The organism is Kitasatospora sp. NPDC059462 (genome assembly GCF_042749955.1).
GTDB lineage: Bacteria > Actinomycetota > Actinomycetes > Streptomycetales > Streptomycetaceae > Kitasatospora.
The window spans coordinates 1-22,050 of record NZ_JBHYUU010000141.1 but is presented as its reverse complement, the minus strand read 5'-3'; the positions used below and the strand labels follow the sequence as shown (position 1 = coordinate 22,050).

Annotated in this window: 26 protein-coding genes; 9 read left to right on the top strand and 17 right to left on the bottom strand. The window is 73.9% G+C overall.

Going from position 1 to position 22,050, the window contains the following annotated elements; genetic code table 11:
- Positions 1-112: 112 nt before the first annotated feature.
- The 4 genes from ACFXAM_RS28425 to ACFXAM_RS28410 all read right to left on the bottom strand — a co-directional run bounded on the left by ACFXAM_RS28425 (position 113) and on the right by ACFXAM_RS28410 (position 4,669).
- On the bottom strand, positions 113-2,671 hold the full coding sequence (locus tag ACFXAM_RS28425; protein ID WP_380295425.1) for an ABC transporter permease: 2,559 nt from the start codon (positions 2,669-2,671) through the stop codon (positions 113-115).
- A gap of 22 nt (positions 2,672-2,693) precedes the next feature.
- Positions 2,694-3,482, bottom strand: coding sequence for an ABC transporter ATP-binding protein (locus ACFXAM_RS28420; RefSeq protein ID WP_380295423.1), 789 nt, complete (start codon positions 3,480-3,482; stop codon positions 2,694-2,696).
- Positions 3,483-3,858: 376 nt separating this feature from the next.
- Positions 3,859-4,413 (bottom strand): NADPH-dependent FMN reductase, encoded by a 555-nt coding sequence (ssuE, locus tag ACFXAM_RS28415; RefSeq protein WP_380295422.1) that lies wholly within the window; start codon positions 4,411-4,413, stop codon positions 3,859-3,861.
- Between the two features lie 178 nt (positions 4,414-4,591).
- A complete protein-coding gene (locus ACFXAM_RS28410) occupies positions 4,592-4,669 on the bottom strand; it encodes a putative leader peptide (protein ID WP_380295428.1) in 78 nt (25 codons plus the stop codon).
- A 251-nt stretch (positions 4,670-4,920) separates the two neighbouring features.
- On the opposite strand from ACFXAM_RS28410, the gene ACFXAM_RS28405 reads away from it, so the two are divergent.
- Together ACFXAM_RS28405 and ACFXAM_RS28400 are read left to right on the top strand one after the other, a co-directional pair.
- Positions 4,921-6,306 carry an LCP family protein gene (locus ACFXAM_RS28405; RefSeq protein WP_380295421.1) on the top strand — a complete coding sequence of 462 codons (1,386 nt, stop codon included), beginning with the start codon at positions 4,921-4,923 and terminating at the stop codon, positions 6,304-6,306.
- Positions 6,307-6,353: 47 nt separating this feature from the next.
- Positions 6,354-6,854, top strand: coding sequence for a hypothetical protein (locus ACFXAM_RS28400; protein ID WP_380295420.1), 501 nt, complete (start codon positions 6,354-6,356; stop codon positions 6,852-6,854).
- Between the two features lie 78 nt (positions 6,855-6,932).
- Here the strand turns inward: ACFXAM_RS28400 and ACFXAM_RS28395 are convergent, their stop codons facing one another.
- Complete coding sequence (locus tag ACFXAM_RS28395) at positions 6,933-7,568, bottom strand: hypothetical protein (RefSeq protein ID WP_380295419.1); 636 nt, start codon at positions 7,566-7,568, stop codon at positions 6,933-6,935.
- A gap of 230 nt (positions 7,569-7,798) precedes the next feature.
- Between ACFXAM_RS28395 and ACFXAM_RS28390 the strand changes: the two genes are divergently transcribed.
- Positions 7,799-8,332 (top strand): NUDIX hydrolase, encoded by a 534-nt coding sequence (locus ACFXAM_RS28390; RefSeq protein ID WP_380295418.1) that lies wholly within the window; start codon positions 7,799-7,801, stop codon positions 8,330-8,332.
- 46 nt (positions 8,333-8,378) lie between these two features.
- Here ACFXAM_RS28390 and ACFXAM_RS28385 read toward each other — a convergent pair whose 3' ends face one another.
- From ACFXAM_RS28385 to ACFXAM_RS28375, 3 genes are all read right to left on the bottom strand, one after another.
- Positions 8,379-9,200 carry an arylamine N-acetyltransferase gene (locus ACFXAM_RS28385; protein ID WP_380295416.1) on the bottom strand — a complete coding sequence of 274 codons (822 nt, stop codon included), beginning with the start codon at positions 9,198-9,200 and terminating at the stop codon, positions 8,379-8,381.
- 189 nt (positions 9,201-9,389) lie between these two features.
- A complete protein-coding gene (locus ACFXAM_RS28380; protein WP_380295415.1) occupies positions 9,390-9,926 on the bottom strand; it encodes a hypothetical protein in 537 nt (178 codons plus the stop codon).
- 113 nt (positions 9,927-10,039) lie between these two features.
- Positions 10,040-10,336 carry a hypothetical protein gene (locus ACFXAM_RS28375; RefSeq protein ID WP_380295414.1) on the bottom strand — a complete coding sequence of 99 codons (297 nt, stop codon included), beginning with the start codon at positions 10,334-10,336 and terminating at the stop codon, positions 10,040-10,042.
- A gap of 228 nt (positions 10,337-10,564) precedes the next feature.
- Between ACFXAM_RS28375 and ACFXAM_RS28370 the strand changes: the two genes are divergently transcribed.
- Positions 10,565-10,960, top strand: a complete 396-nt coding sequence (locus tag ACFXAM_RS28370; protein ID WP_380295412.1) for a VOC family protein — start codon at positions 10,565-10,567, stop codon at positions 10,958-10,960.
- Between the two features lie 90 nt (positions 10,961-11,050).
- Here ACFXAM_RS28370 and ACFXAM_RS28365 read toward each other — a convergent pair whose 3' ends face one another.
- The 3 genes from ACFXAM_RS28365 to ACFXAM_RS28355 all read right to left on the bottom strand — a co-directional run bounded on the left by ACFXAM_RS28365 (position 11,051) and on the right by ACFXAM_RS28355 (position 12,494).
- A complete protein-coding gene (locus tag ACFXAM_RS28365) occupies positions 11,051-11,512 on the bottom strand; it encodes a barstar family protein (RefSeq protein ID WP_380295411.1) in 462 nt (153 codons plus the stop codon).
- Positions 11,502-11,930 carry a ribonuclease domain-containing protein gene (locus tag ACFXAM_RS28360; RefSeq protein ID WP_380295408.1) on the bottom strand — a complete coding sequence of 143 codons (429 nt, stop codon included), beginning with the start codon at positions 11,928-11,930 and terminating at the stop codon, positions 11,502-11,504. The genes ACFXAM_RS28365 and ACFXAM_RS28360 overlap by 11 nt, the downstream gene beginning before the upstream one ends.
- 132 nt (positions 11,931-12,062) lie before the next feature.
- A complete protein-coding gene (locus ACFXAM_RS28355) occupies positions 12,063-12,494 on the bottom strand; it encodes a VOC family protein (protein WP_380295406.1) in 432 nt (143 codons plus the stop codon).
- 173 nt (positions 12,495-12,667) lie between these two features.
- Between ACFXAM_RS28355 and ACFXAM_RS28350 the strand changes: the two genes are divergently transcribed.
- Positions 12,668-13,192 (top strand): peptidylprolyl isomerase, encoded by a 525-nt coding sequence (locus tag ACFXAM_RS28350; RefSeq protein WP_380295404.1) that lies wholly within the window; start codon positions 12,668-12,670, stop codon positions 13,190-13,192.
- A 36-nt stretch (positions 13,193-13,228) separates the two neighbouring features.
- Here the strand turns inward: ACFXAM_RS28350 and ACFXAM_RS28345 are convergent, their stop codons facing one another.
- The gene (locus tag ACFXAM_RS28345) at positions 13,229-13,795 is read right to left on the bottom strand and encodes a TetR/AcrR family transcriptional regulator (protein ID WP_380295402.1); all 567 of its coding nucleotides are present in this window, start codon (positions 13,793-13,795) and stop codon (positions 13,229-13,231) included.
- 81 nt (positions 13,796-13,876) lie between these two features.
- On the opposite strand from ACFXAM_RS28345, the gene ACFXAM_RS28340 reads away from it, so the two are divergent.
- Positions 13,877-14,314, top strand: coding sequence for a DoxX family protein (locus ACFXAM_RS28340; RefSeq protein WP_380295400.1), 438 nt, complete (start codon positions 13,877-13,879; stop codon positions 14,312-14,314).
- 98 nt (positions 14,315-14,412) lie between these two features.
- On the opposite strand, the gene ACFXAM_RS28335 is transcribed toward ACFXAM_RS28340, so the two are convergent.
- Positions 14,413-14,907, bottom strand: coding sequence for a peptidylprolyl isomerase (locus ACFXAM_RS28335; protein WP_380295398.1), 495 nt, complete (start codon positions 14,905-14,907; stop codon positions 14,413-14,415).
- Between the two features lie 188 nt (positions 14,908-15,095).
- Positions 15,096-15,749 carry a class I SAM-dependent DNA methyltransferase gene (locus tag ACFXAM_RS28330; RefSeq protein ID WP_380295396.1) on the bottom strand — a complete coding sequence of 218 codons (654 nt, stop codon included), beginning with the start codon at positions 15,747-15,749 and terminating at the stop codon, positions 15,096-15,098.
- A gap of 64 nt (positions 15,750-15,813) precedes the next feature.
- Between ACFXAM_RS28330 and ACFXAM_RS28325 the strand changes: the two genes are divergently transcribed.
- Positions 15,814-16,407, top strand: coding sequence for an NAD(P)H-dependent oxidoreductase (locus tag ACFXAM_RS28325; protein WP_380295426.1), 594 nt, complete (start codon positions 15,814-15,816; stop codon positions 16,405-16,407).
- Positions 16,408-16,603: 196 nt separating this feature from the next.
- Positions 16,604-17,092 carry a hypothetical protein gene (locus ACFXAM_RS28320; protein ID WP_380295395.1) on the top strand — a complete coding sequence of 163 codons (489 nt, stop codon included), beginning with the start codon at positions 16,604-16,606 and terminating at the stop codon, positions 17,090-17,092.
- Positions 17,093-17,165: 73 nt separating this feature from the next.
- Here the strand turns inward: ACFXAM_RS28320 and ACFXAM_RS28315 are convergent, their stop codons facing one another.
- Entirely contained in the window at positions 17,166-17,648 is a 483-nt protein-coding gene (locus tag ACFXAM_RS28315) for a GNAT family N-acetyltransferase (protein ID WP_380295393.1), read from the bottom strand.
- 44 nt (positions 17,649-17,692) lie between these two features.
- Positions 17,693-18,940, bottom strand: coding sequence for a beta-ketoacyl-[acyl-carrier-protein] synthase family protein (locus ACFXAM_RS28310; RefSeq protein ID WP_380295392.1), 1,248 nt, complete (start codon positions 18,938-18,940; stop codon positions 17,693-17,695).
- Positions 18,941-19,208: 268 nt separating this feature from the next.
- Here ACFXAM_RS28310 and ACFXAM_RS28305 point away from each other — a divergent pair, with 268 nt between their 5' ends.
- Entirely contained in the window at positions 19,209-21,881 is a 2,673-nt protein-coding gene (locus ACFXAM_RS28305; RefSeq protein WP_380295390.1) for a PKD domain-containing protein, read from the top strand.
- A 74-nt stretch (positions 21,882-21,955) separates the two neighbouring features.
- Here ACFXAM_RS28305 and ACFXAM_RS28300 read toward each other — a convergent pair.
- On the bottom strand, positions 21,956-22,050 hold a 95-nt coding region (locus ACFXAM_RS28300; protein ID WP_350554586.1), incomplete at its 5' end, for an acyl-CoA dehydrogenase family protein.

The window sequence follows — 22,050 nt, the reverse complement described above, 5'->3', positions numbered from 1 at the left end:
GGGGTGGGGGGGCCGCCGGGTGGGGGGGGGGGGGCCCCCGCCCCCCCGCCCCTCCCCCGTCCCCCTGTCCCGGTGCGACCCCCGATCCCCCGATCGGGGGGTCGCACCCGGGTCAGTCCGTCGCGATCGCCGCGAGGACGTTCATCCGCCCGGCCCGGAAGGCCGGGACGAGGGCGGCCAGCAGGCCGATGACCACCGAGGCGGCCAGGGTGAAGACGATCGTGGTGACCGGGACGGCGAGCGCCTCCAGCCCCTGCGTGCGCAGCACCCGCTGGCCGGTGATGCCCCAGGCCAGGCCGAGCGCGGTGCCGAGGACGGCGCCGAACAGGGCGATCACCATCGACTCCAGGCGGATCATCCGGCGCAGCTGGCGGCGGGAGAGCCCGATCGCCCGCAGCAGGCCGACCTCGCGGGTCCGCTCGACCACCGAGAGCGCCAGGGTGTTGACCACGCCGAGCACCGCGACCACGATCGCCAGGAAGAGCAGGCCGTAGATCATGTAGAGCAGGGTGTTGACCTGCTCCTGGACGAGGTCCTTGTAGCCGGCCTGGTCGCGGACCGAGGCCTGCGGGTACTCCTTGAGCGCGTCCTCCAGGGCGGTGAGCGTCCTGGAGACGTCCGCCCCCGCCGCCGCCTTGCCGAAGACCACGGCGGCCACCGGCTGGTCGGCGGCCGGCACCGCCTTGGTGACGGTGTCGATCGCGGCGAAGGTGTTGCCGTCGAAGAGCGAGTTGCCCTTCGTCATCACGACGCCGACCGGCAGCGACTGGACCCGCCCCTGGCCGTAGTCGATCCTGACGGTGTCGCCGACCTTGAGGCCGTGGTCCTCGGCGAAGTCCTCGCCGACCGCGAGCGCACCCTGTTTGAGGGAGTCGGCACTGCCGGCCTTGACCGGCAGCCGGAAGTCCTCGGTGAACCGCGCGGAGACGGCGGAGACGCCCTCCTCCGAGGTCCTGCCGTCCGGGGAGGTGAAGTGGGCGGGCAGGTACCTCTGCTCGGTGACGTGGTCCACGCCCGGGGTCTTCCGCACGGCCTCGGCGATCTCCGCGGAGACGCCGTTCTGGCCGGCCGAGACGATGTAGTCGGCGCCCACCGAGCGGTCGATCTGCTGGTTGGTGGACTTGATCACCGAGGAGGTGAAGACCGAGGCCCCGATCACCAGCGCCAGTCCGATCATCAGCGCGGCCGCCGTGGCGCCGGTGCGACGCGGGTTGCGCATCGCGTTGCGCTGGGCGAGCTTGCCGGACGGGCCGAACAGGGCGGGCAGCAGGGCGCCGAGCACCCGCACCACCGTGGTCGCCAGCAGCGGGCCGAGGACGACGAAGCCGACCAGGGTGAACAGCACGCCCAGCCCGATGTACCGGCCGCCGGTGGCCGCCGTCTCCGCCCCGGCGGCCAGCACCAGCAGACCGCCGCCGCCGGCCGTCAGCACCAGGCCGATCACCGCCCGGACGACGTTGGAACGGGCCTCGGCCGGGGTGCCGTGGTCGCGCAGCGCGGCGATCGGCGCGATCCGGCCGGCCCGGCGGGCCGGGATCCAGGCCGCGAGCACGGTGATCACGACGCCCACCGCGTACCCGGCGACGAACACGTCCGCGCCGATCTTCAGGTCCCCGGCGGAGAGGTGCATGCCGACCGCGTTCATCAGCTGGATCAGCCCGACCGCCAGGCCGAGGCCGGCGCCTATGCCGAACGTGGAGCCGACCGTGCCGAGGATCAGCGCCTCCACCAGCACCGAGCGGTTGACCTGCCGGCGGCTGCCGCCGACGGCGCGCAGCAGACCGATCTCCCGGGTGCGCTGGGCGACCAGCATCGAGAAGGTGTTGATGATCAGGAAGCCGCCGACCAGCAGCGAGATGCCGGCGAAGCCGAGCATCGCGTACTTCATGAAGTCGAGGAAGGAGCCGACGCTCTCGCTGCTCTCCTCCTTCTGCTCGGCGGCCGTCTTCGCCTGGAAGCCGGTGCCCAGCCCGGCCAGGGCGGCGGACTTGAGCTGCTCGTCGGAGCGGCTGCCGTCGCCGAACACCTCGACCGAGGTGTAGGCGGCCTGCCCGAGCAGCACGTTCTGGGCGGTGGCGGTGTCCAGGAAGGCCAGCGCCGCGCCCGGGTTGGTGGTCTTGAAGGTGGCGATGCCGACGACGGTGAAGTCGCGCTTGTCACCGGTGATCACGCGCAGCCTGCCGCCGAGGCCGAGCTTGGCCTTCTTGGCGGTGTCCGCGTCGACGACCACCTGGTCGGGGCCCTGCGGAACGTGGCCGGAGGTGATCTCGACCGCGTTGCGCGGGGTGTCCGCCCAGTTGCCGACGATGGTCGGGGCGCCGGTGGTCGGGCCCACCCGCTTGTTGGTCGCCGGGTCGGCGAGGGTGGCGCTCTGCACCTGCACCTGGCCGACGGCCGTCGTCACCCCGGGGAGGGCGGCGACCTTGTCGACGCTGTCGGCGGGAACGGTCAGCGTCTTCCCGCGGGGGTCGAAGCCGAACTCCGGCTCGGCGGGCCGCACCGAGAGGTCGGAGGCGGTCGAGGCGAAGAGCTTGTCGAAGGTGCTGGTCGCGGTGTTGGAGAACACCAGCGTCCCGGACACGAACGCGACCGACAGCACGACCGCGATCAGGGAGAGCAGCATCCGGCCCTTGTGGGCGAAGAAGCTCCGCAGTGACGTCTTGAGCAACATGGTCCTGTCCGCCCCCGCCCGCTCAGCTGGTGCGCTTGCCGTCGAAACGGCGCATGCGTTCGAGGACGGAGTCGGCCGTCGGGGCGTGCATCTCGTCGACGATCACGCCGTCGGCGAGGAAGAGCACGCGGTCCGCGTAGCCGGCGGCGACCGGGTCGTGGGTGACCATCACGATGGTCTGGCCCAGCTCGTCGACGCTGCGGCGCAGGAAGGAGAGCACCTCGGCGCCGGAGCGGGAGTCGAGGTTCCCGGTGGGCTCGTCACCGAAGATGATCTCGGGGCGGGCGGCCAGCGCCCGGGCCACCGCGACGCGCTGCTGCTGACCGCCGGAGAGCTGCGTCGGGCGGTGCTTGAGCCGGCCCGAGAGGCCGACCGTCTCCACCACCCGGTCCAGCCAGGCCCGGTCCGGCTTGCGGCCGGCGATGTCCATCGGGAGCGTGATGTTCTCCAGCGCGTTCAGCGTCGGCAGGAGGTTGAACGCCTGGAAGATGAAGCCGATCTTGTCCCGGCGCAGCCGGGTGAGCTGCTTGTCCTTCAGACCGGTGATCTCGGTGTCACCGATCCAGATCCGCCCCTCGGTCACCGTGTCCAGACCGGCCAGGCAGTGCATCAGGGTCGACTTCCCGGAGCCCGAGGGGCCCATGATCGCGGTGAAGCGGCCGCGCTGGATGTCGACGTCGACCGCGTCCAGGGCGGTGACCCTGGTCTCGCCGGACCCGTAGGACTTGGTCACCTGACGAGCCGAGGCGGCGACGGCGGTGGCACCGCCGGGAAGCTGGGGGTCGTACACGGCTGCTGCTGCCGTCGTCACTGTCGTCTCCTAAGAAGTGGGCCCACCCGTCGCCCCCAGCCTCGTCCTTGCCACCCGTCCGGCGACATCGCGCAGGAGAGAGTCTTCGACCGGGAGTTAGCCCCACCCTCCCGGTGAACCGGGCACCCGGACCCGATAGCGCCGGGTCCGCCTCGGACGGGCGGGGATGTGAACCACGTTAGGAGCCGGGCCGCGGCCGCTCGTCATCCGACGGGAGGAAGCGGCCCAACCGGAGTTGTACGGGGTGGCAGAGCCCTCCCCCTAGGGGTCCGGGGACCCCCCGTCAGGGTCCGCGCGCGACGAGGCCCCGCCCGGCGCGGGCCGGGCGGGGCCTGGAGGGGTCGCGGCGGCCGGCGCACGGGGCGCCGGCCGCGGGTCAGGACGCCAGCGCGGGGGCGCCCCGGCGGTCCAGGGCGTCCGCGAAGGCGTCCACGACGGGCCGCAGCAGCACGTCGGTCTCGCGCTCTATCACGGTGGTGCCGTCCTCCCGGACGGTGATGTGACGGTCCAGCACGAACCAGCCCTGGGTGATGTGGTCGGCCCCCATCGAGCTGAGCACCGGCCGCAGCGCGTAGTCCACCGCCAGCACGTGCGCGGTGGAGCCGCCGGTGGCGAGCGGGAGGACGGCCTTGTCGCGCAGCGCGTACTGCGGCAGCACGTCCAGCAGTGCCTTCAGCAGGCCCGAGTACGCGGCCTTGTAGACCGGGGTGCCGATCACCACGCCGTCGGCCTCGGCGAAGAGCTCCAGGGCGGCCGCCAGGTCGGGGTGCGAGAGGTCGGCGGAGAGCAGGGCGTGCGCGGGCAGGCTGCGCACCTCGAAGGGGACGACGCGGTGGCCGCGCTCCGCCAGCCGTGCGTCGACCAGACGCAGCAGGCGGGTGGTGCGGGAGGTCGGGGACGGGGAGCCGGAGACGGACAGGACGGTGGCCATGGGTTCACCTCGGGGTGGAAGCGGGGCGGCGCTCGGTCGGCGCACGGCGCTCACCCGGCAGGAAGGACGCCGACCGGGCGGACGGGGACCGGCCTACCGGCGGGCAGCGGTGAGCGCGCTGCGCGGGCAGCGTCGAGAAGGGGGGAACAGGACGGTGGTGGGGTTCGACGGGCTCGCGTCAGCCACAACAGAGCGCACAGGACACACGCACAAGGTCGACGTGCCGCCGACGCGTGAGAGTCCATCGCTGATCCATGGCAGTCATGCAAACACGCAGCGTTCCGGGAGGTCAAGGGATCGTCCCGGCAGGCGAACACCAGGTGAGACGGACGGTGGGACGGGACGGCCGGCGGATCCGCCGGGAACGCGGCGGACGCGGGCGCGGGGCGCACGCCCGCCGGGACCTTGCCGCGGAACGATCCGGCGCGTGCATCAAAACTGCTACAAGGGCCCTGGTGGGGGCCCCGGGGGGAGTCACCGGCCGCGGCGTCGGGCATTCTCTCCCACATGAACACGTGGCAGGAGGGCCGCCCGGGCGGCGGCGGGAACCCGTACGGCGGCGGCAACGGTGGCGGTGGCCAGGCGTACGGGCGTGGTGGCGGCGGCGCCGAGCCGCCGCTGCCCGCCTCGCTGAACCCGCGCGGGCCGGGCGCCCCGGCGCCCCGGCAGCCCCCGCCGCAGACGCAGCCGCCCCAGCAGGCGCGGCAGCCGCAGGCGCCCGGGTACGGGCCCGCGCAGGGCTACGGCGCCGGCCAGCCGGCGCGGCCCGGGGTGCCCGCCCAGGGGACTCCGGGCGGTCCCGGCGCTCCGGGCGGGCGCGGCGGTCCCGGCGGGCCGGGCGGCCCGGGCGGGCCCGGCGGCCCGATATCCCCCGGCGGGCCGCAGGCGCCCGCCGCCCGCTCCTCGCGCTGGCCCCGGCGCCGGATCGTCAAGTGGTCCGTCTTCGGCGTGCTGATCGCCATGATGGTCACCGCCGTCTCCACCTGGTTCTGGGCGGACTCCAAGCTCAACCACGAGAACGTGCTCACCGACTACCCCGGCCGGCCGGCCGCGGGCAAGGGCACCAACTGGCTGATCGTCGGCTCCGACAGCCGCAACGGCCTCTCCGACTCCCAGGAGGAGGACCTGCACACCGGCCACGCGGGCGGCAAGCGCAGCGACTCGATGATGATCCTGCACGTCGGGGACAACGGGAACACCCTGATGAGCATCCCGCGCGACTCCTGGGTGCCGATCCCCGAGCACACCGGCGAGAACGGAAAGCCCGTCAAGTCGACCACCGCGAAGATCAATTCGGCCTTCGCCGCGGGCGGCGGCAAGCTGCTCGCGCAGACCGTCGAGACGAACACCGGCATCCGCATCGACCACTACGCGGAGATCGGCTTCGCCGGCTTCGTGGGCATCGTCGACTCGGTCGGCGGCGTGGACATGTGCATCGAGCAGGACGTCAAGGACAAGGACTCCGGGCTCGACCTCAAGGCCGGCTGCCAGAACCTCGACGGCACCCAGGCGCTGGCCTTCGTCCGCCAGCGCCACCAGATGGCCGACCAGGACCTCGGCCGGATGCGCAACCAGCAGAAGTTCCTCGGCGCGCTGGCCAAGCAGGCCGCCTCGCCGGCCACCGTGCTCAACCCCTTCACCTTCTACCCGCTGGTCTCCTCCGGCCTCGGCACGCTGATCGTCGACGACGACGCCGGGCTGACCGACCTGGGCTCGCTGTTCCTCGCCATGAAGGACGTCAACGGCGGCAGCGGCAAGAGCATCACCGTGCCGATCGCCAACCCGGACTTCAAGACCAACACCGGGGAGTCGGCGGTGAAGTGGGACACCGCGAAGGCCAAGCAGGTCTTCGACGCCTTCAAGAACGACACCGCCGTGCCGGACGTGAAGTAGCCGCCGCCTCACGTGACCCGCCGTGACGCACCCGGCACAATGGGTGGATGCCGCTCGTCACCGCGCTGATCTACCGCCGCCGTCACCGCCTCCTGGGCCGCCTGGTCCAGGAGGCGCTCGCGTTGTACGGGATGGAGGTGCCGGCCGCCGCCGAGATCGGGCCGGGGCTCGTCGTCTTCCACCGGGGCTTCGGCACCGTGCTGCACCCGTACACCACGCTCGGCGCCGGGGTGACGCTGTACAACGGCGTGACCGTCGGGCGGGCCGACCCGTGGGTGCCGCAGGAGCGGAGCGCGATGCGGCGGGTGGTGGTGGAGGACGGCGCGGTGCTGTGCGCGGGGGCGAAGGTGATCTGCAAGGAGGGGGTGCTGACCGTCGGCGCGGGGACGGTCGTGGGCGCCAACGCCGTCCTGACCCGCTCGACCGGGCCGGGCGAAGTCTGGGCCGGCGCCCCCGCCCGCAGGGTGGGCCTGCGGGCGGGGTGGCCGGCGGGGGCCGGGGCGGCGACCCGGCCGGCCCGGGCGCCGGCGCACCGGGCCGACGGCTAGGCGCCCCTGCGGATCGCGTCGGGCGGCCGCCGGAGCTGCTGCGCGACGCGGCTGTTGATGCCGTCCGTCACCCCGGGCTCAGTGGACGGCCACGCCCGGGAGGTGGCCGGTGGCGCACTCCGCGTACCGGTGGACCGGCTCGCCCCGCCGTCCGCCGCCCTCCCCCGCGACGCCCTCCCGCTCGCCCGCGAAGCCGTGGTGGATCACCGGCCCGACGCGCCCGTCCGCCCAGCGGGCGCGCGTCAGGTGGACGACGAGGGTGGCCGGGTGCTGCGGCAGCGGGCGCTCCAGGACGAGTTCGCACAGCCGCGCCCCCGGCGGGAAGGCGACCACGGCCTCGCTGGTCCGCAGCCGCGCCCGGCGGGGCTCGACCTCCACCGCCCAGTACGCGGCCACCGTGACCTCCAGCCGCCCGTCGAGGCCGCCCTCGTCCGGCCGGACGTACTCCTCGTCGGGGACCCAGCGGGCGTGGTTGCGGATGTCGTCCGGGCCGAACCACTCGGCCCAGGTGATCCAGTAACCCGCCACGTGCTTGATCGTCATGCCCTCGCGGGCGATCCGCACCGGGATGCGGGTCGGGCTGGCGGGCTCGCTCAGCAGCAGGACGCGGCCGTCCCGGTCGACCCGGAGCTCGCCCTGCGGCTCGAAGGAGAGGACGGCGATCCGTTCGAAGGTCACCTCGCCGTCGTCCTTGCGCCGACTCTTCTGCCTCATGGGTGAACCACCTTGCCGGAATGCGGAGTTGAACGGTCCACGGCCACCCGGGAGGCGGGCCGGCCGCGCCTCGCGCAGCATACGGCGCACCCCCGGTCACGGCCCGTCGATCCGGCGAATCCCCCCGGAGGGGGCGGCGCGCGGCTATCCTGCGCCTGCACAGGACGCCCCGCGCGCCCCGGGCGACACTCGCGCGCCGGGAACGCGCCCCGTGGAAGGAGCCCGCTCCGATGGTCGACGCACACTGGCGGGAGCTCCACCGGGAGCCGATCCACCGCGCGTACGGACGCGGCACCGACCGGGTGACCTTCGCGATGCCGGACGGCCGGGAGGAGGTCTACCACCTGGCCGACGAGTACGCGGCCGCGGCGGTCGTGGCCCTGACGCCGGACCGGCGCATCGTGCTGACCAGGCAGTTCCGGCCCGGCCCGCGGACCGTGCTGTACGAACTGCCGGGCGGCGTGGTCGACGCCGGCGAGTCCCCCGAGGCCGCCGCCGCCCGCGAACTCGCCGAGGAGACCGGCTACCGGGGCGACGTCGAACTCGTCGCCACCACCTGGCACGACGCCTACTCCAACGGCGTGCGCCACGCCTGCGTCGCCACCGGCTGCACCCCCACCGCCCGGCTCGCGCACGACCGCAACGAGTTCATCGACGTGGTGCTGATGGACCTCACGGAGTTCCGGTCCACCGTGCTGCGCCGCGGCCTGCTGACCGACGTCGGCCCGGCCTACCTGGGCCTGGACCACCTCGGGCTGCTCTAGCCGGCTCGGGCGGAACGCCCCTTGCCGGGCCGTCCCGGCGCCGGGTTCAGGGGGCGGTGGGGAGGCGGTCCAGGGTGATGCCGAAGTGGGTGCGGTAGGCGGCGAGGGCGGCGTCCGGGGCCAGCACCTCCTCGGTGCGGGTGCCGTCGGGGGCGGTGCGCAGCAGGCGGGTGCTGTCACCGGCGCGGGCGCCGGTGAGGGTGATCCGGCCGCCGTCCGGGGCGGGGCGCGAGCAGGTGGTCCCGCGGGCGAAGGGCGAGTCGGGGGACGTGGCCTGCCACCAGCAGGTCGGCACGAAGTCGGCCAGCGGGTGCGGGCGCCGCTCCAGCCGGTACTGCGGCTCGCCGTCGAGGGTGACGTCGAGATCGTCGGCCGTGCCGCTCGGGAGGATGGTGAACACGCCTGCGGGGTCCCGCTGTTCGCCGCGGTCGTCGAGCAGCAGGGGCCGGCGGGCGAACCGCCCGAAGCCCACGTCGACCAGCCAATCGAGGCCGTCCGCCGCCACCCGCAGGGCGAGGTGGTCGAACGGCGGCCCGGGCTTCGCGCCGTCGAAGACCCGGGCGGCCAGCAGGTCGACCCGGTAGCCGAGGGTGCTCAGCAACGCGGCGAAGGCGCCGTTGAGTTCGTAGCAGAACCCGCCGCGCCGCCGGTCGACGATCTTCTCCAGCAGCGCGGCCGGTTCGAGCACCACGGGTTCGCCGAGGTGGATGCTCAGGTTCTCGAACGGCACGGCGTCCAGGTGGGCCTCCTGCAACCGGGCCAGCTCGGCGGCGCCCGCCCGCCCGGGCCGCTCGGCGCCGATCCGGTCGAGGTACGCCGCCACCTGGGCGGCGGTGAGGCCTTCGGGGTTCTTCGCGAGTTCGTCCACACCGCCATCCAAGCGGACCCCGACCCCTCCGGCCCCTCGTTCCCCGGACTCAGCCCCTCTCCCGGCCACCCCGGGCGAGGGTCAGGACGAACCACAGGGTGGCGGGGCAGGGCGAAGCGGCCGGCGGTTCGGGCGGTGCACCGAGCGGGCCTGCCGCCGGGGTGCGGGGCGGTGGCAGGCCCGCCGGGCTCAGGCCCGGGGTGCGCCGAACTCGCGGAGGTGGGCGCCCGCGTAGGCGGCCGCCTCCTCGCGGCTCGTGCACGGGGCGGCGTCGGGAGCGGGGGTGCCGCGGGAGCCGTCGGCGGCCAGGGCGGCCCAGGTCCAGTGGCCGGTGGCCGGGTCCTGGGTCAGTTCGGCCTCGCCGCCGAACAGCTCGAAGGTGACGGGGGCCGGGGTGGCCGCCGACGGGCGCGGGACGGCGTCCGGCCACTTCTTGCGGGCGCCCTGGCGGGTGATGCCCCAGGCGGCGCCCAGCTGTTCGTAGCTCGCGCCGTACGAGCCGGCGGTACCGGCCGCGATCTCGGTCAGCCGCTTGACCTCGGCGTCGACCACCTTCCAGGTGGCGAGCACGGTGAGCGCCACGTCGGCCGGGTCGCCGTCCCACATGCGGCTCTCGGGCTGCCCGGTCACCCGGGCGCGGACGGCGGTGGCCAGCGGGTTCAGGGCGTCGAGAAGGGCCCGCGCCAGCTCGGCCTGCTCGTCGGGAGTGATCTGAGGCTTCGTCATGATGACAACCATAGTTAACGAATGCCGTTTTGGTAACTGAAGTTGTCGAACCGGGCCTCGGCGCGGGAAGTCGGACGGGCCGGCTTCCCGCGCAGCGACGGGCAGGGCGGGGGTCAGGGGACGTAGACGCTGCGCCCGGCGGTCGGCGCGTAGACCTCGCCGGGGGCGATGACGTGCTCGATCCCACCCGTACAGCCCGACCCGGTCCACACCTGCACGCCCGAGTCGGTCAGGTTGGCCACCACCGGGGGCGCGAAGTCGCCGAGCGCGAGGCAGCCGCTCGGCTCCGGGAACGCGGCCCCGTCGATGATCAGCACCCCGTGGGCCGCGTACGCGGTGTCCGGGACCGCGACGGCCAGCGCGGCCGCCGCCAGCCAGGCCCCGACCACGGTTGCGGTGCGTCGCTTCATGCGCCCATCTCCCTTTCGCTCGCGGCGGCGCCGCCCCGTTGCGGCCCCGCCGGTGCGGCTCAAGGTAGTGAGGACGGGCCGCCGGGCAGGGCAACGACGGGCGCGACGGCCCGGGCGCGGAGCAGGAAGTCGGACGGGCCGACTTCCTGTGCCGCCCGCTGTCACAAGGGGCGGCCGGGATCCGTCAGGGAGGCAGCAGCAGGACACCGTCGAGGAAAGGGCAGCACCGTGCTCACCAGGGTCATGTACGTCACGGTCTTCGTCACCGACCAGGACCGCGCGCTGCGGTTCTACACCGAGCAGCTGGGACTGGAGAAGCGGATCGACCACCCGGGCCCCGACGGGCGCTTCCTGACCGTCGGCGCCCCGGGCCACCCGTTCGAGATCATCCTCTGGTCGCACGCCGCGGCCGCCGGCCAGCCCGCCGGGCGGGAGGGCGTGGGCGTGCCCGGTCCGGTCGTCCTGGAGTCGGACGACCTGCGGAAGGACTTCGAGATCTGGCGCGGGCGCGGGGTCGTCTTCGACGCGCCCGAGCCGGTGGAGTACGCGTTCGGCATCCGCATCGAGGCCACCGACCCGGACGGCAACCGGATCTCCCTGCGCCAGCAGCGGAGCGCCGGCTGACGGCGGGCACGGAGGACGGGACGGGCCCCGCGTCGTGCGATGCGGGGCCCGTCCCGCGCCGGGCCCTGCGCGGCGCCGGTCGACACCCCGTCACATGGCGCGGGCGGCGGTGCGGAGACGGTGCCGGGTGCGGTCCGCCCGGGGTGGGGCGGTGGTGAACTGGACGCGGAGGGGGCCGGTGGCGGCGGCCGCGTCCAGGACGGCCAGCAGGACGGCGAGTTGGTCGGGGGGGTCGTCCGCGAGCAGGGCGTCGGCGGCTGCGACGAGCACGAGGAGGCGGGTGGCGGTCGCGGTGCCGGGCGGGTGCAGGGTGTCGTGGAGGCACTCCTCGAAGGCGTCCCAGTTGTGGCCGAAGTAGTCCGGGAAGGCGAGGGATCCGGCCCACTCGGCGAACAGGGCGGCCCGGGTGCGGCAGCGGTCGCCGTGGACGAGGTGGAGCCGGTGGGTGCCGGTGGCGAACCCGGCCCAGGGACGGCCCGGCAGCAGGTCCCACCGGGCCGGGCCGAGGGGCGCGTCGGGCACGCCGGGCGGGTCGGGCACGTCAGCAGCCATCGGCGACTTCACGGAAGTCGGCGTAGTGGTCGGCGGTGTACCAGGTGCGGTCGGTGGCCTCGTCGCGCACCAGGCGCTCGGCGTCGCGGTGGGTGGTGGGCGTCGGGCGTGGGTTGACGTCGTACTCGCGGTACGGGGCGCCGGCCGGGAGGTCGCCGCTGCGGTTGCCGTAGGGGTTGCCGCCACGGATGAACTCCGGACCGGGGAGGCGGAAGTCGACCGGGCGGGGGTTGGCGGGCCAGCCGAGGCCGAGCCAGATGCGGCAGGCGCGCTCGACCTGGGCAGGGAGCTCCCCGACCGGGAGCGGGGGCTGGACGACCGACCGGGCGGCCGGGGCGGCCGGCGTCGTCGGGGCCGACCAGGCGGGGCAGGCGAGGGCGAGGACCAGGGCGGCCTGCGCCAGACGGCGGAGGGTCATGGGTACCCGTTTCGGTGCGGGGGCTCTGTGCACCGAAGGGGTACCGCACGGGGGTTGGGCCGGCGGGCGGGCACGCCGGAAGCGGCGGCGAGGCCCACCCGCCCGGGCGATGCCGGCTCGGGCGATGCCGGCTCAGTCGAGGCAGAACTCGTTGCCCTCGATGTCCTGCATCACGATGCACGACTCGTTCTCGTCGTCGGCCTCCATGACGCGCTCGCAGACCGCGCCGAGCGCCACCAGCCGGTCGCGCTCGGCCTTCAGCGTGGCCAGCCGCTCCTCGCCGACGAGCCCGGTGCCGGCCCGTACGTCGAGGTGCAGGCGGTTCTTGACGACCTTGCCCTCGGGGACGAGCTGGAAGAGCACGCGCGGGCCCTCGCCCGTGGGATCGACGCAGGCGAAGTACTGGGGCTCCTTGCCGGGCGCGTCCGAGCGGTCGAAGTCGTCCCAGGTGGCGAACCCCTCCGGCGGCGAGGCGGTGTATCCGAGCACCTCGCACCAGAAACGGGCGAGAACCGTGGGCCGCGCGCAATCGAAGGTGACCTGGAACTTCTTGACCGGTGACATTCATTCAGCGTAACAACCGGAACCCGGCTGTTCGACCGGGTTTTCCGGGGCGCGCGACCCCACCGGGCGCCGGGCCGCGAGCCCCGTTCGGCGCGCTCACGAACGGGTGGACGGGGGCCCTCGTGACAGGATCGGGCTGGTCCGACCGTCCCTCCGAAAGGTGCCTCCAGGCCATGGGCTCGCAGCACTACGCCGTCATCACGACCAACCACGGCTCCATCACCGCCAAGCTCTTCCAGTTCCACACCCCGCGCACGGTGCGCAACTTCGTCGAACTCGCCGAGGGCTCGCGGGAGTGGACGGACCCCTCGACCGGGGCCCCGACCACCGCTCGGCTCTACGACGGGACGACCTTCCACCGCGTCATCCCCACCTTCATGATCCAGGGCGGCGACCCCCTCGGCGACGGCACCGGCGGCCCCGGTTACGCATTCGCCGACGAGTTCCACCCCGAGCTGTTCTTCACCAAGCCCTACCTCCTGGCCATGGCCAACGCAGGCCCGAACACCAACGGCTCCCAGTTCTTCATCACCACCCGCGCCACCCCGCACCTCAACCGCAAGCACACCATCTTCGGCGAGGTCACCGACCCCGACAGCCGGAAGGTCGTGGACGCCATCGCCGCCACCCCGACCGGCCCGGGCGACCGCCCGCTGGAGCCGGTCGTCATCGAATCCGTGACCATCGAGGTCCGCTGACTCCGAGCGGAGCGGGAAGCCGGCCCCGCCGACTTCCTACTCCGCTCCCCCGAACACCACGCCCAGCACCTCCCGCGCCAGCTCCTCCACCTCAGCCCCGCCCCGGCTCTCCGGCAGCGCCCCGTTGAGCCACAGGCTCGCGAATCCATGAGCCACCGACCACGCGGCGAGCGTCGTCGCCCGGTCGGCCGCCTCCCCCCGCGAGAGCTTCCGCCCGCTGGCCGCCAGCACCGCTCCCGCCCGGTCGCGGGCGGCGTTCAGCTCCGGGTCGTCCGCCCGGTACAGCTCCGGCCGGAACATCACCTCGAAGTACGCCCGGTGCTCCACCGCGAACCGCACGTACGCCACCCCCGACCCGTACGGATCCCCCGCCGCCCGCTCCAGCGCGTCCGCGAACCGCTCGAAACCCTCCGCCGCGACCGCCGTCAGCACCCCCGCCTTGTCCCCGAAGTGGTGCGCCGGCGCGGCGTGCGACACCCCCGCCCGGCGCGCCAGCTCCCGCAGGCTCCACGCCGACGGCCCCGACTCCTCGATCGCCGCCAGCGCGGCGTCCAGCACCGCCCGCCGCAGGTTCCCGTGGTGGTAGCTCTCGACCTTCCCCATCCCGCTCCCTCTCCTCGTCTAGGCATTGACAAGATTACCCGGCCGAGTCAATCTTGCCAGTGACAAGATTGGAGTGGTCCCATGGCCCCGCTCATCGCCCTGTTCGGCGGCTTCGTCGTCCTCCGCCTGCTCGGGCTCGGCACCGCCGACCTCGACGGCTGGCAGCCGGCCGTCCGCGGCGCGCTCGCGCTGATGTTCGTCACCACCGGCGTGCCGCACTTCCTGCCCGCCTTCCGCCGCGGCTTCGTCGCGATGGTCCCGCCCGCGCTGCCCCGCCCGGAGCTGCTCGTCACGCTGACCGGCGTCCTCGAACTGGCCGGCGCCGCCGGCCTGCTCCTCCCCTCGCTCGCCCCCTACGCCGCCACCGGGCTCGCGCTGCTGATGCTCGCGATGTTCCCCGCCAACGTGCACGCCGCCAGGAGCGGCCTCACCCTCGCCGGCAAGCCGGTCACCCCCCTGCCCGCGCGCACCGCCATGCAGGTGCTGTTCGTCGCGGCGGCGGTGGCCGCGGCGCTCTGACCCGCGCACCACGGGGGCGGGGGGCGCCGGAAAACGCGCGGACGCGGCCCGCGCAGGTGTGCGGGCCGCGTCCGAATGCGGATCGAAGGGGCGAGCCCTTACTCCACGATGCCGGACTTGGCGATGGTGACCTTGGCCTTGGGCGCGCCGCTCTGCGAGCCCAGGTCCTCGATCTTCTTCACGAGGTCCATGCCCTCGACGACCTCGCCGAAGACGACGTGCTTGCCGTCCAGCCAGTCGGTCACGATGGTGGTGATGAAGAACTGCGAGCCGTTGGTGTTCTTGCCCGCGTTGGCCATGGAGAGCTGGCCCGGCTTGGTGTGCTTGACCGTGAAGTTCTCGTCCGCGAACTTCTCGCCGTAGATGCTCTTGCCGCCGGTGCCGTTACCGCGGGTGAAGTCGCCACCCTGCAGCATGAACGCCGGGATGATGCGGTGGAAGGACGAGCCCTCGTAGCCGAAACCGTGCTCGCCGGTGGCCAGCTCGCGGAAGTTGCGAGCGGTCTTCGGGACGATGTCGTCGAAGAGCGTGAAGACGATCTTGCCGGCCGGCTCGTCGTTGATGGTGATGTCGAAGAAAACGTTGGAACCCATGCAGGGATCATGGCATGCCGGGTGCCCCGGCGCGCGGCACCCCCCGGCGTCCGGTCACGCTCCGCCGATGGGTGATCAACGGATCCGGTCCCGCGCGAGGCGGTGCGCGGGCCGGGACGACGGCGCGGGGACCGGGGAGGACGGGGGAACGTCGCGCCCGGGGCGGCGGGTGGCGGGCCCGCCCCCGCCTACTCCGCCCGGTGGGCGAGGAGGTAGGCCTGCGGGGTCCGCTCGTCGGGCTCCGGTTCGCGGACGAGGCGGGTGGTGACCTTCAGGCCGGCCTCGGTGGCCAGCCGCTCCACGTCAGCGGGCCGTTGGCGGCGGAAGTCCAGGGTGGCCGGGTAGCCGAAGGGGTCCTCGATGCGCAGGGCGCCCTCGCCGGCCTGGAAGGCCAGGACGACCGGGGCTCCCGGGGCCAGCACGCGGTGGAACTCCGCGAAGGCCCGCGGGAGGTGCTCGGCGGGGGTGTGGATGATCGAGTACCAGGCCACGACGCCGGACAACGCGCCGTCGCCGTAGGGCAGGTCCAGCAGCGAGCCGACCCGGAAGGGGATCTCCGGGTGGGCGGCGCGGGCCAGTTCGACCATGCGCGGGGAGAGGTCCAGGCCCGAGACGTCCAGGCCGAGGGCCGCCAGGTGGCCGGTGATCCGGCCCGGGCCGCAGCCGAGTTCGGCGACCGGGCCGCCGCCGGCCGTGGCGACCAGCTCGGCGAAGGCGGCGAGCACGGCCCGGTCCCAGGTCGCGGTGGCCAGCGCGCCGCCGTAGCGCTCGGCGTAGTCGGCGGCGACGGCGTCGTAGAACGTGCGGGCGGCGGTGAGGAATCCGGGCTCGGCAGTGGTCACGGCGACCGACCCTACCGGGGTTAGGATCGGCCGATCCGGAGGGGCGGAAGGGGAAGTCGTGAAGATGCGGGTCGGGGTCTATCTGGCGCATCCGAGGCCGGGGAGCTTCAACCACGCCCTGTTCGGGGCCGTGGTGGACGAGCTCCGCGCGCGGGGCGCCGAGGCCGTCCCGCACGACCTGTACGCCGAGGGGTTCTCCCCGCTGCTCACCGCCGAGGAGACGGGGACGGTGGCGGCGAGCGGCACCGCGGGCGACGAGCGGCTCGCGCTGCACCGGGCCGAGGTGGCGACGCTGGACGCGCTCGTCCTGGTGCACCCGAACTGGTGGGGCATGCCGCCGGCCGTGCTCACCGGGTGGGTGCAGCGGGTCCTGGTGCCCGGCGTCGCGTACAAGCTGGGGACGGCCGACGGGGAGCCCGTCGGGCTGCTGCGGGCCGGGCGGGCGCTGGTGCTGAACACCTCGGACACCCCCGCGGCCCGGGAGCGCGAGGAGTTCGGGGACCCGCTGGAGCGGATCTGGGCGGCGTGCGTGCTGCCCTACGTCGGGGTGGCGGACGTTCGCAGACGGGTGTTCCGCACCGTGACCGACTCCTCCGACGCCGAGCGCGCGCAGTGGCTGCGCCAGGCGCGGCAGGACGCGGCGGCACTGATCGGCTGACGCGGACCGGAGCGATCGCACGGGGCCGCGTAGACGGCGGGCGGCGGAGCGATCAATCCGGGGCGGACCACCGGGTCACCGGCCCGCCGTGCGTGCTAGAACCGTCGGCGGCAGTGAACGCTCACCCGCGATCACCGCCGCCGGCAGCCCGCCGGCGCCGTGCATCCACCGGCAACTCCTCCACCGAAGGAGAACCATGTCCGTCGCACGCACCGCCCGCACCCTCCGGACCGCCCTGCTCGCGGCCCTCGCCGCACTGGCCCTGCTGCTCTCCGGCGCGGCCACCGCGACCACCGCCTCCGCCACCACCACGACCACCACCGGCCTGGACGGCACCTACGCCTGCTCCGTGCCGGCCGGCTACGTCTACGACGGGGTGTCCATGAACCGCGCCTGCAGCGGCGGCGGCAGCTGGAACTCGCCGCAGTTCCACCTGCGCACCCCCGTCGACGGCCTGACCGCGTGTACCGGCGCGCCGGGCTTCACCTACGACTCCATCGGCCACAGCACCACGTGCAGCCAGTCGTCGGGCACCCTCGCCAGCACCTTCCACCTGCGGATCCCGGTCAACGGCATGTGGGCGTGCAGCGTCCCGGCCGGCTGGACCTACAGCGCCACCGGCTCGGGCCTGGACTGCGCCGCCGTCCAGGGCGTGCCGGGCACCAGGTTCCTCCTGACCCACTGAGACCGGGCGCGACCCGCGCGACGGACGGGCGGCCCGGCCACGGCCGGGCCGCCCGTCCCCCGTTCACCCCCGGCTACAGCGCCAGCTCCGCGACGTCCTCGCCCCCGCTGACCTCGCCCGTCGGACGGAAGCCGAGGCGGGCGTAGAAACCCGCCGGACCGCCCTCCCCCGGCACGTAGGTGACGCAGACCCGGGTCCTGCCCCGGCGCCGGACCTCGGCGGCGACCTGCTCGACGGCGAAGCGGCCGTAGCCCCGGCCCTGGACGCCGGCGGCGATGTTGAGGCGCCAGAGGCCGGAGCGCGGCGGCTCGCCCGGCGCGAGGACGACGTCGAAGAACGCCATCACGAAGCCGACCAGCCGCTCGCCGTCGTAGACCAGCCGCGGCCAGGCGGTCTCGCCGTACGCGTACGCCTCGGCCAGCGAGGTCGCCACCGGGGCGACCAGGTGCTCCTGGTCCGGACGGACCTTCAGCTCCAGGGCGGCGTCGATGTTCTTCGGGGTGACCGGCTCCAGCCGCAGGGCGGGGGCGCCGGACGATTCCGTCGGGGTGGACATGGCGGCCAGACTAATGAGCGTCCGCCCGCCGGTCCTCCGGTCTTTCACGGGGCCGGGGTGAACACCAGCGAGGCGTTGTGGCCGCCGAAGCCGAAGGCGTTGGTGAGCGCCGCCCCGAGCGGGCCCCGGCGCGCGGCGCCCACGACCACGTCCAGCTTGACCGCCGGGTCCTGCCGCTCCAGGTTGCGGGTCGGCGGGACGACGCCGTCGCGCAGCGCGAGGACGGCGGCGAGCGCGCCCACCGCGCCCGCCGCGCCGAAGAGGTGACCGGTCATCGACTTGGTGGCGGTGACCGCCGGGTGGGCCCCGATCGCCGTGGTGACCGACTCGGCCTCGACCAGGTCGCCGAGCGGGGTGGAGGTGGCGTGGGCCTGGACGAGCGCGATGTCCAGCGGCGACAGCCCGGCCTCGGCGACCGCCCGGCGCATCGCGCGGACCTGGCCCTCGGCGGCGGCCGCGGTGATGTGGTGGGCGTCGGAGGTGACCGCGGCGCCGGCCAGGGCGGCGTGGGCGCGGGCCCGGCGGGCGGCGGCGAAACCGGCCCGTTCCAGGACGACGACGGCCGCGCCCTCGCCGATCACGAAGCCGTCCCGGTCGGTGTCGAAGGGCCGGGAGGCGCGGCCGGGCTCGTCGTTGCGCAGCGAGTGGGCCCTGGCCTGGGCGAAACCGGCCAGCGTCAGCGGGCAGATGCACGCCTCGGCGCCGCCGGCCACCACCACGTCGGCCCGGCCGAGGCGGATGAGGTCCAGGCCGAGCGCGATCGCCTCGGCGCCGGACGCGCAGGCGCTCACCGGGGTGTGCGCGCCGGCCCGGGCGCCGAGTTCGATGGAGACCCAGGCCGCCGGGCCGTTCGCCATCAGCATCGGCACGGTGTGCGGGGAGACCTTCCGGACGCCGGAGGCCTCCAGGACGTCGTCCTGGCCGAGCATGGTGAGCGCGCCGCCGGTGCCGGTGCCGATCACCACGGCCAGCCGCTCGCCGTCGACCTCGGGGGCACCGGCGTCGGCCCAGGCCTCCCGGGCGGCGATCAGCGCGACCTGCTCGCAGCGGTCGAGCCGCCGGGCCCGGACCCGGTCGAGGACCTCGGACGGGTCGACCGCGAGCCGGCCGGCGATCCGGATCGGGAGCCCGGCGGCCCAGTCCGCCTCGATCGGCCGGATGCCGTTGTCCCCGGCCAGCATCCCGGCCCAGGTGGAGGCGACGTCGCCGCCGAGCGGCGTGGTCGCCCCGAGACCGGTGACCACCACCGGTTCGGCGGCGAGACCTCGGGGCCGGTTGTTGTCAGTACCCATTGAAAATGGCTCCATGGCTTCGGTGGAGATTGTGAGGTGGATACAACTCGCCGCACCGATGAATGCGGCGGATCTTCACTCCAAAGCCCACACTGCCACGGACATGAGGGCCGTTCAGAGATGCCGGCCGACCGATTCGACCGGCCCAGCCTTAGAGGAAACCTCCAAAAGCACCCTTCCGGCACCTCCAGCAGTCCGTCCCTGGTCGAACGATCGTCGGTCCGCCCTGCCATACTCGGCGCGATCTTCATCCAGGGAGGGAACTCATATGCGCCTGCGTCATGCCCTCGGGCTGACCGTCGCGGCGGCCACCGCCGCGCTCGGGCTGCCCGGACCCGCGACGGCCGCCCCGGCCGACACCGCGACCACGCTGCACGTCAACAGGAACGTCTACTACTGCTCGGACCAGGGGCCCGGCACCGTCGCCCAGCCGTTCTGCACCATCTCCGCCGCGGCCAACGTGGTCGAGCCCGGGCAGACCGTCCTGGTGTGGCCGGCCGACTACCCCGAGCAGGTCATGATCAAGCGCTCCGGCACCCCGGAGAAGCCGATCACCTTCCTCGGCGGGTCCGTCGACACCGCACCGTTCGTCGACAGCGGGATGCCGAGCGTCGGCGGTCCGAAGGTGCCCAGCTCCTTCGCCCTCGTCGATGTGCACGACGTCGTGATCCGCGGCTTCCGCAGCTCCGCCGCGAACGGCCTGCAGGTCAACCGCTCGTCCCGGGTGGTCGTCGACCAGAACCGGTTCATGTTCTCCGACCAGCGCGAGTCCCTGCGCATCGTCGGTGCCAGCGACCACATCACGGTCAGCCGCAACTCGTTCAACCTGGTGTACGGCCTGGTCGTCGAGAGCGGCGCCCACGACATCCTGGTCACCGGCAACGACTTCAACCGCCCGCAGAGCACCGGCCTCACCGCCACCGACGTGGCCGACCTCGCCGTCACCAACAACACCTTCGCGCTCAGCTGCTACGGCGGCGTCCGGGTGGACGGCGACTCGCCCCGGGCCGTGGTGAAGAACAACATCGCGGTCGACGGGACCCCGTCGAGCACGTCCTGCACCACCCCCCAGGACGGGATCGGCGTCTCGGCCCAGGCCGCCCCGACCGCGAGCGTCGACCACAACGTCGTGCACGCCCCGACCGGGGCGCGGCCCTACGCCTGGGCCGGCACCCGCTACGCGTCCCCGGCCGCGTTCGCCACCGCCACCGGGCAGGGCGCGCACGATCTCGACCTGGCGATCGACTACTCCTCGTCGACCCCGATGAACCCGTTCAACAAGCTGACCGTGGCCGCCGCCGGCGCGATCGACTCCGCCGACCCGACCGCCCCCGGTGTCGGAACCGACCTGACCGGCCAGCCCGCCATCGACCACCCGCAGGTGGCCAACACCGGCGGCAGCACCCGCGACCGCGGCGCCCACGAACTCAGCGGCATGTCCGGACGGACCATGCTGGAGGTCAACGGCAAGGACGTGCCCTCCCCGACCGGTCCGACGCCGTTCACCGTCGCGGCACGGGTCGGCTTCCAGAACACCTGGGGCACCGCCCCGGCCGCCTACCTCGTCGACTTCGGCGACGGCAGCGACCCCGTGCGCACGACGGACCCCGTCGTCCAGCACACCTACACCCTGCCCGGCTCCTCCAGCCAGTACTTCCGCATCACCGCGGTCGCCGTCGACGCCACGGGCGGCCGTGCCGAGCCGGCCACCGGATCGGCCATGGTGAACCCGGACTTCCCGTTCTCCGCGGGCTTCACCGCCACCAACGTGGGCTGGCCGTACACCTACCAGTTCAAGCTCAGGGCCATGTCGCCCTACGTCCGCACCCCCGGCACGATCGACTTCGGCGACGGCACGGTGCAGGCCGTACCGACGAGCGAGGACTTCGTCACCCACAGCTACGCCGCGCCCGGCACCTACACCGTGAGCTTCACCGCCCGGGACCAGGCCCACGAGACGACCGTCACCGAGGACGTCCAGGTCACCGTCACCCCCTCGCTCGCCGTGCTCAAGCCCGGTGAGCGGGTGCAGGCCCTGGCCGCCACCTCGTCCGGACTGATGAACAGCGGCGCGCACTACGGCTACGGGGTCTGGGCACCGTTCACCTCCGTGCCCGCCGGCGGCCGTCCGTTCTCCGAGTACGCCGTCACCTCGACCGCCATCGGCACCACCGCCGACGGCGTGGCCCACAACGTGGTCGCCGCCGACGGCCGGGTCTTCATCGCCGACCGGCGCATGGCGGACGGCACCTGGAGCACCTGGGGCGAGATCACCGGCAACGGCGCCGCCGGACCGCTGCCCGGCGGCCCCGCCCAGATCGCCACCGCCGTGATGGGCCGCAAGCTCCACGTCCTCGCCCTCGTCGGCGGCCGGGTCCTGCAGGCCACCGGCGACTGGAACACCGGCAGCTGGTCCCGCTGGGGCGACGTCACCGCCGCCGCCGGCCTCCCCCAGGCCACCCGCATCGCCGCCGCCACCGTCGGCAACTCCCTGCACGTCGTCGCGCTCGGCGCCAACGGCCACGTCTACGACGCCGACGGCAACTACGACCGCGGCACCTGGAACACCGGCGACCCCACCTCGATCCTCAGCCGGCCCGGCAAGCCCATCACCGACCTGTCCGCCGCCTCCATCGGCAGCACCCTGCACATCATCGCCGCCGCCGGCGACGGCATCCACCAGGCCAGCGCCGACTACGCCGCCGGCCGCTGGAACGGCTGGGGCGACATCACCGCCGCCACCGGCCCCGACGTCGGCAACGTGAAGCGGGTCTCCGCCGTCACCATCGGCAACCGCCTCCACGTCTACGCCCTCTCCGAGGGCGGCCTGCTCTACAACGCCACCGGCGACTACGACCGCGGCACCTGGTCCGGCTGGGGCAACGTGAGCTCCGCCGTCCTCGGCCCCATGCTCAACGAGATCGCGTTCACCGCCTCCTGACGCCACGGCACGAGCACGAAGGAGCCCCCGGCCGAATCGCTTCGGCCGGGGGCTCCGGTGCGTTCCGGCCGGGGCTACGGCAGGTTGCGGGCCATGACGATGCGCTGGATCTGGTTGGTGCCCTCGTAGATCTGCGTGATCTTCGCGTCCCGCATCATCCGCTCCAACG

Excerpts from the sequence above, each read along its gene's own strand:
- ACFXAM_RS28310 (WP_380295392.1), bottom strand. The coding sequence starts at position 18,940 with ATGGGTACTGACAACAACCGGCCCCGAGGTCTCGCCGCCGAACCGGTG.
- ACFXAM_RS28425 (WP_380295425.1), bottom strand. The coding sequence starts at position 2,671 with ATGTTGCTCAAGACGTCACTGCGGAGCTTCTTCGCCCACAAGGGCCGG.
- ssuE (WP_380295422.1), bottom strand. The coding sequence starts at position 4,413 with ATGGCCACCGTCCTGTCCGTCTCCGGCTCCCCGTCCCCGACCTCCCGC.
- ACFXAM_RS28380 (WP_380295415.1), bottom strand. The coding sequence starts at position 9,926 with ATGACGAAGCCTCAGATCACTCCCGACGAGCAGGCCGAGCTGGCGCGG.
- ACFXAM_RS28390 (WP_380295418.1), top strand. The coding sequence starts at position 7,799 with ATGGTCGACGCACACTGGCGGGAGCTCCACCGGGAGCCGATCCACCGC.
- ACFXAM_RS28305 (WP_380295390.1), top strand. The coding sequence starts at position 19,209 with ATGCGCCTGCGTCATGCCCTCGGGCTGACCGTCGCGGCGGCCACCGCC.
- ACFXAM_RS28400 (WP_380295420.1), top strand. The coding sequence starts at position 6,354 with ATGCCGCTCGTCACCGCGCTGATCTACCGCCGCCGTCACCGCCTCCTG.
- ACFXAM_RS28365 (WP_380295411.1), bottom strand. The coding sequence starts at position 11,512 with ATGGCTGCTGACGTGCCCGACCCGCCCGGCGTGCCCGACGCGCCCCTC.
- ACFXAM_RS28350 (WP_380295404.1), top strand. The coding sequence starts at position 12,668 with ATGGGCTCGCAGCACTACGCCGTCATCACGACCAACCACGGCTCCATC.
- ACFXAM_RS28325 (WP_380295426.1), top strand. The coding sequence starts at position 15,814 with ATGCGGGTCGGGGTCTATCTGGCGCATCCGAGGCCGGGGAGCTTCAAC.
- ACFXAM_RS28405 (WP_380295421.1), top strand. The coding sequence starts at position 4,921 with ATGAACACGTGGCAGGAGGGCCGCCCGGGCGGCGGCGGGAACCCGTAC.
- ACFXAM_RS28315 (WP_380295393.1), bottom strand. The coding sequence starts at position 17,648 with ATGTCCACCCCGACGGAATCGTCCGGCGCCCCCGCCCTGCGGCTGGAG.
- ACFXAM_RS28320 (WP_380295395.1), top strand. The coding sequence starts at position 16,604 with ATGTCCGTCGCACGCACCGCCCGCACCCTCCGGACCGCCCTGCTCGCG.
- ACFXAM_RS28395 (WP_380295419.1), bottom strand. The coding sequence starts at position 7,568 with ATGAGGCAGAAGAGTCGGCGCAAGGACGACGGCGAGGTGACCTTCGAA.
- ACFXAM_RS28340 (WP_380295400.1), top strand. The coding sequence starts at position 13,877 with ATGGCCCCGCTCATCGCCCTGTTCGGCGGCTTCGTCGTCCTCCGCCTG.
- ACFXAM_RS28355 (WP_380295406.1), bottom strand. The coding sequence starts at position 12,494 with ATGTCACCGGTCAAGAAGTTCCAGGTCACCTTCGATTGCGCGCGGCCC.
- ACFXAM_RS28360 (WP_380295408.1), bottom strand. The coding sequence starts at position 11,930 with ATGACCCTCCGCCGTCTGGCGCAGGCCGCCCTGGTCCTCGCCCTCGCC.
- ACFXAM_RS28335 (WP_380295398.1), bottom strand. The coding sequence starts at position 14,907 with ATGGGTTCCAACGTTTTCTTCGACATCACCATCAACGACGAGCCGGCC.
- ACFXAM_RS28345 (WP_380295402.1), bottom strand. The coding sequence starts at position 13,795 with ATGGGGAAGGTCGAGAGCTACCACCACGGGAACCTGCGGCGGGCGGTG.
- ACFXAM_RS28375 (WP_380295414.1), bottom strand. The coding sequence starts at position 10,336 with ATGAAGCGACGCACCGCAACCGTGGTCGGGGCCTGGCTGGCGGCGGCC.
- ACFXAM_RS28410 (WP_380295428.1), bottom strand. The coding sequence starts at position 4,669 with ATGGATCAGCGATGGACTCTCACGCGTCGGCGGCACGTCGACCTTGTG.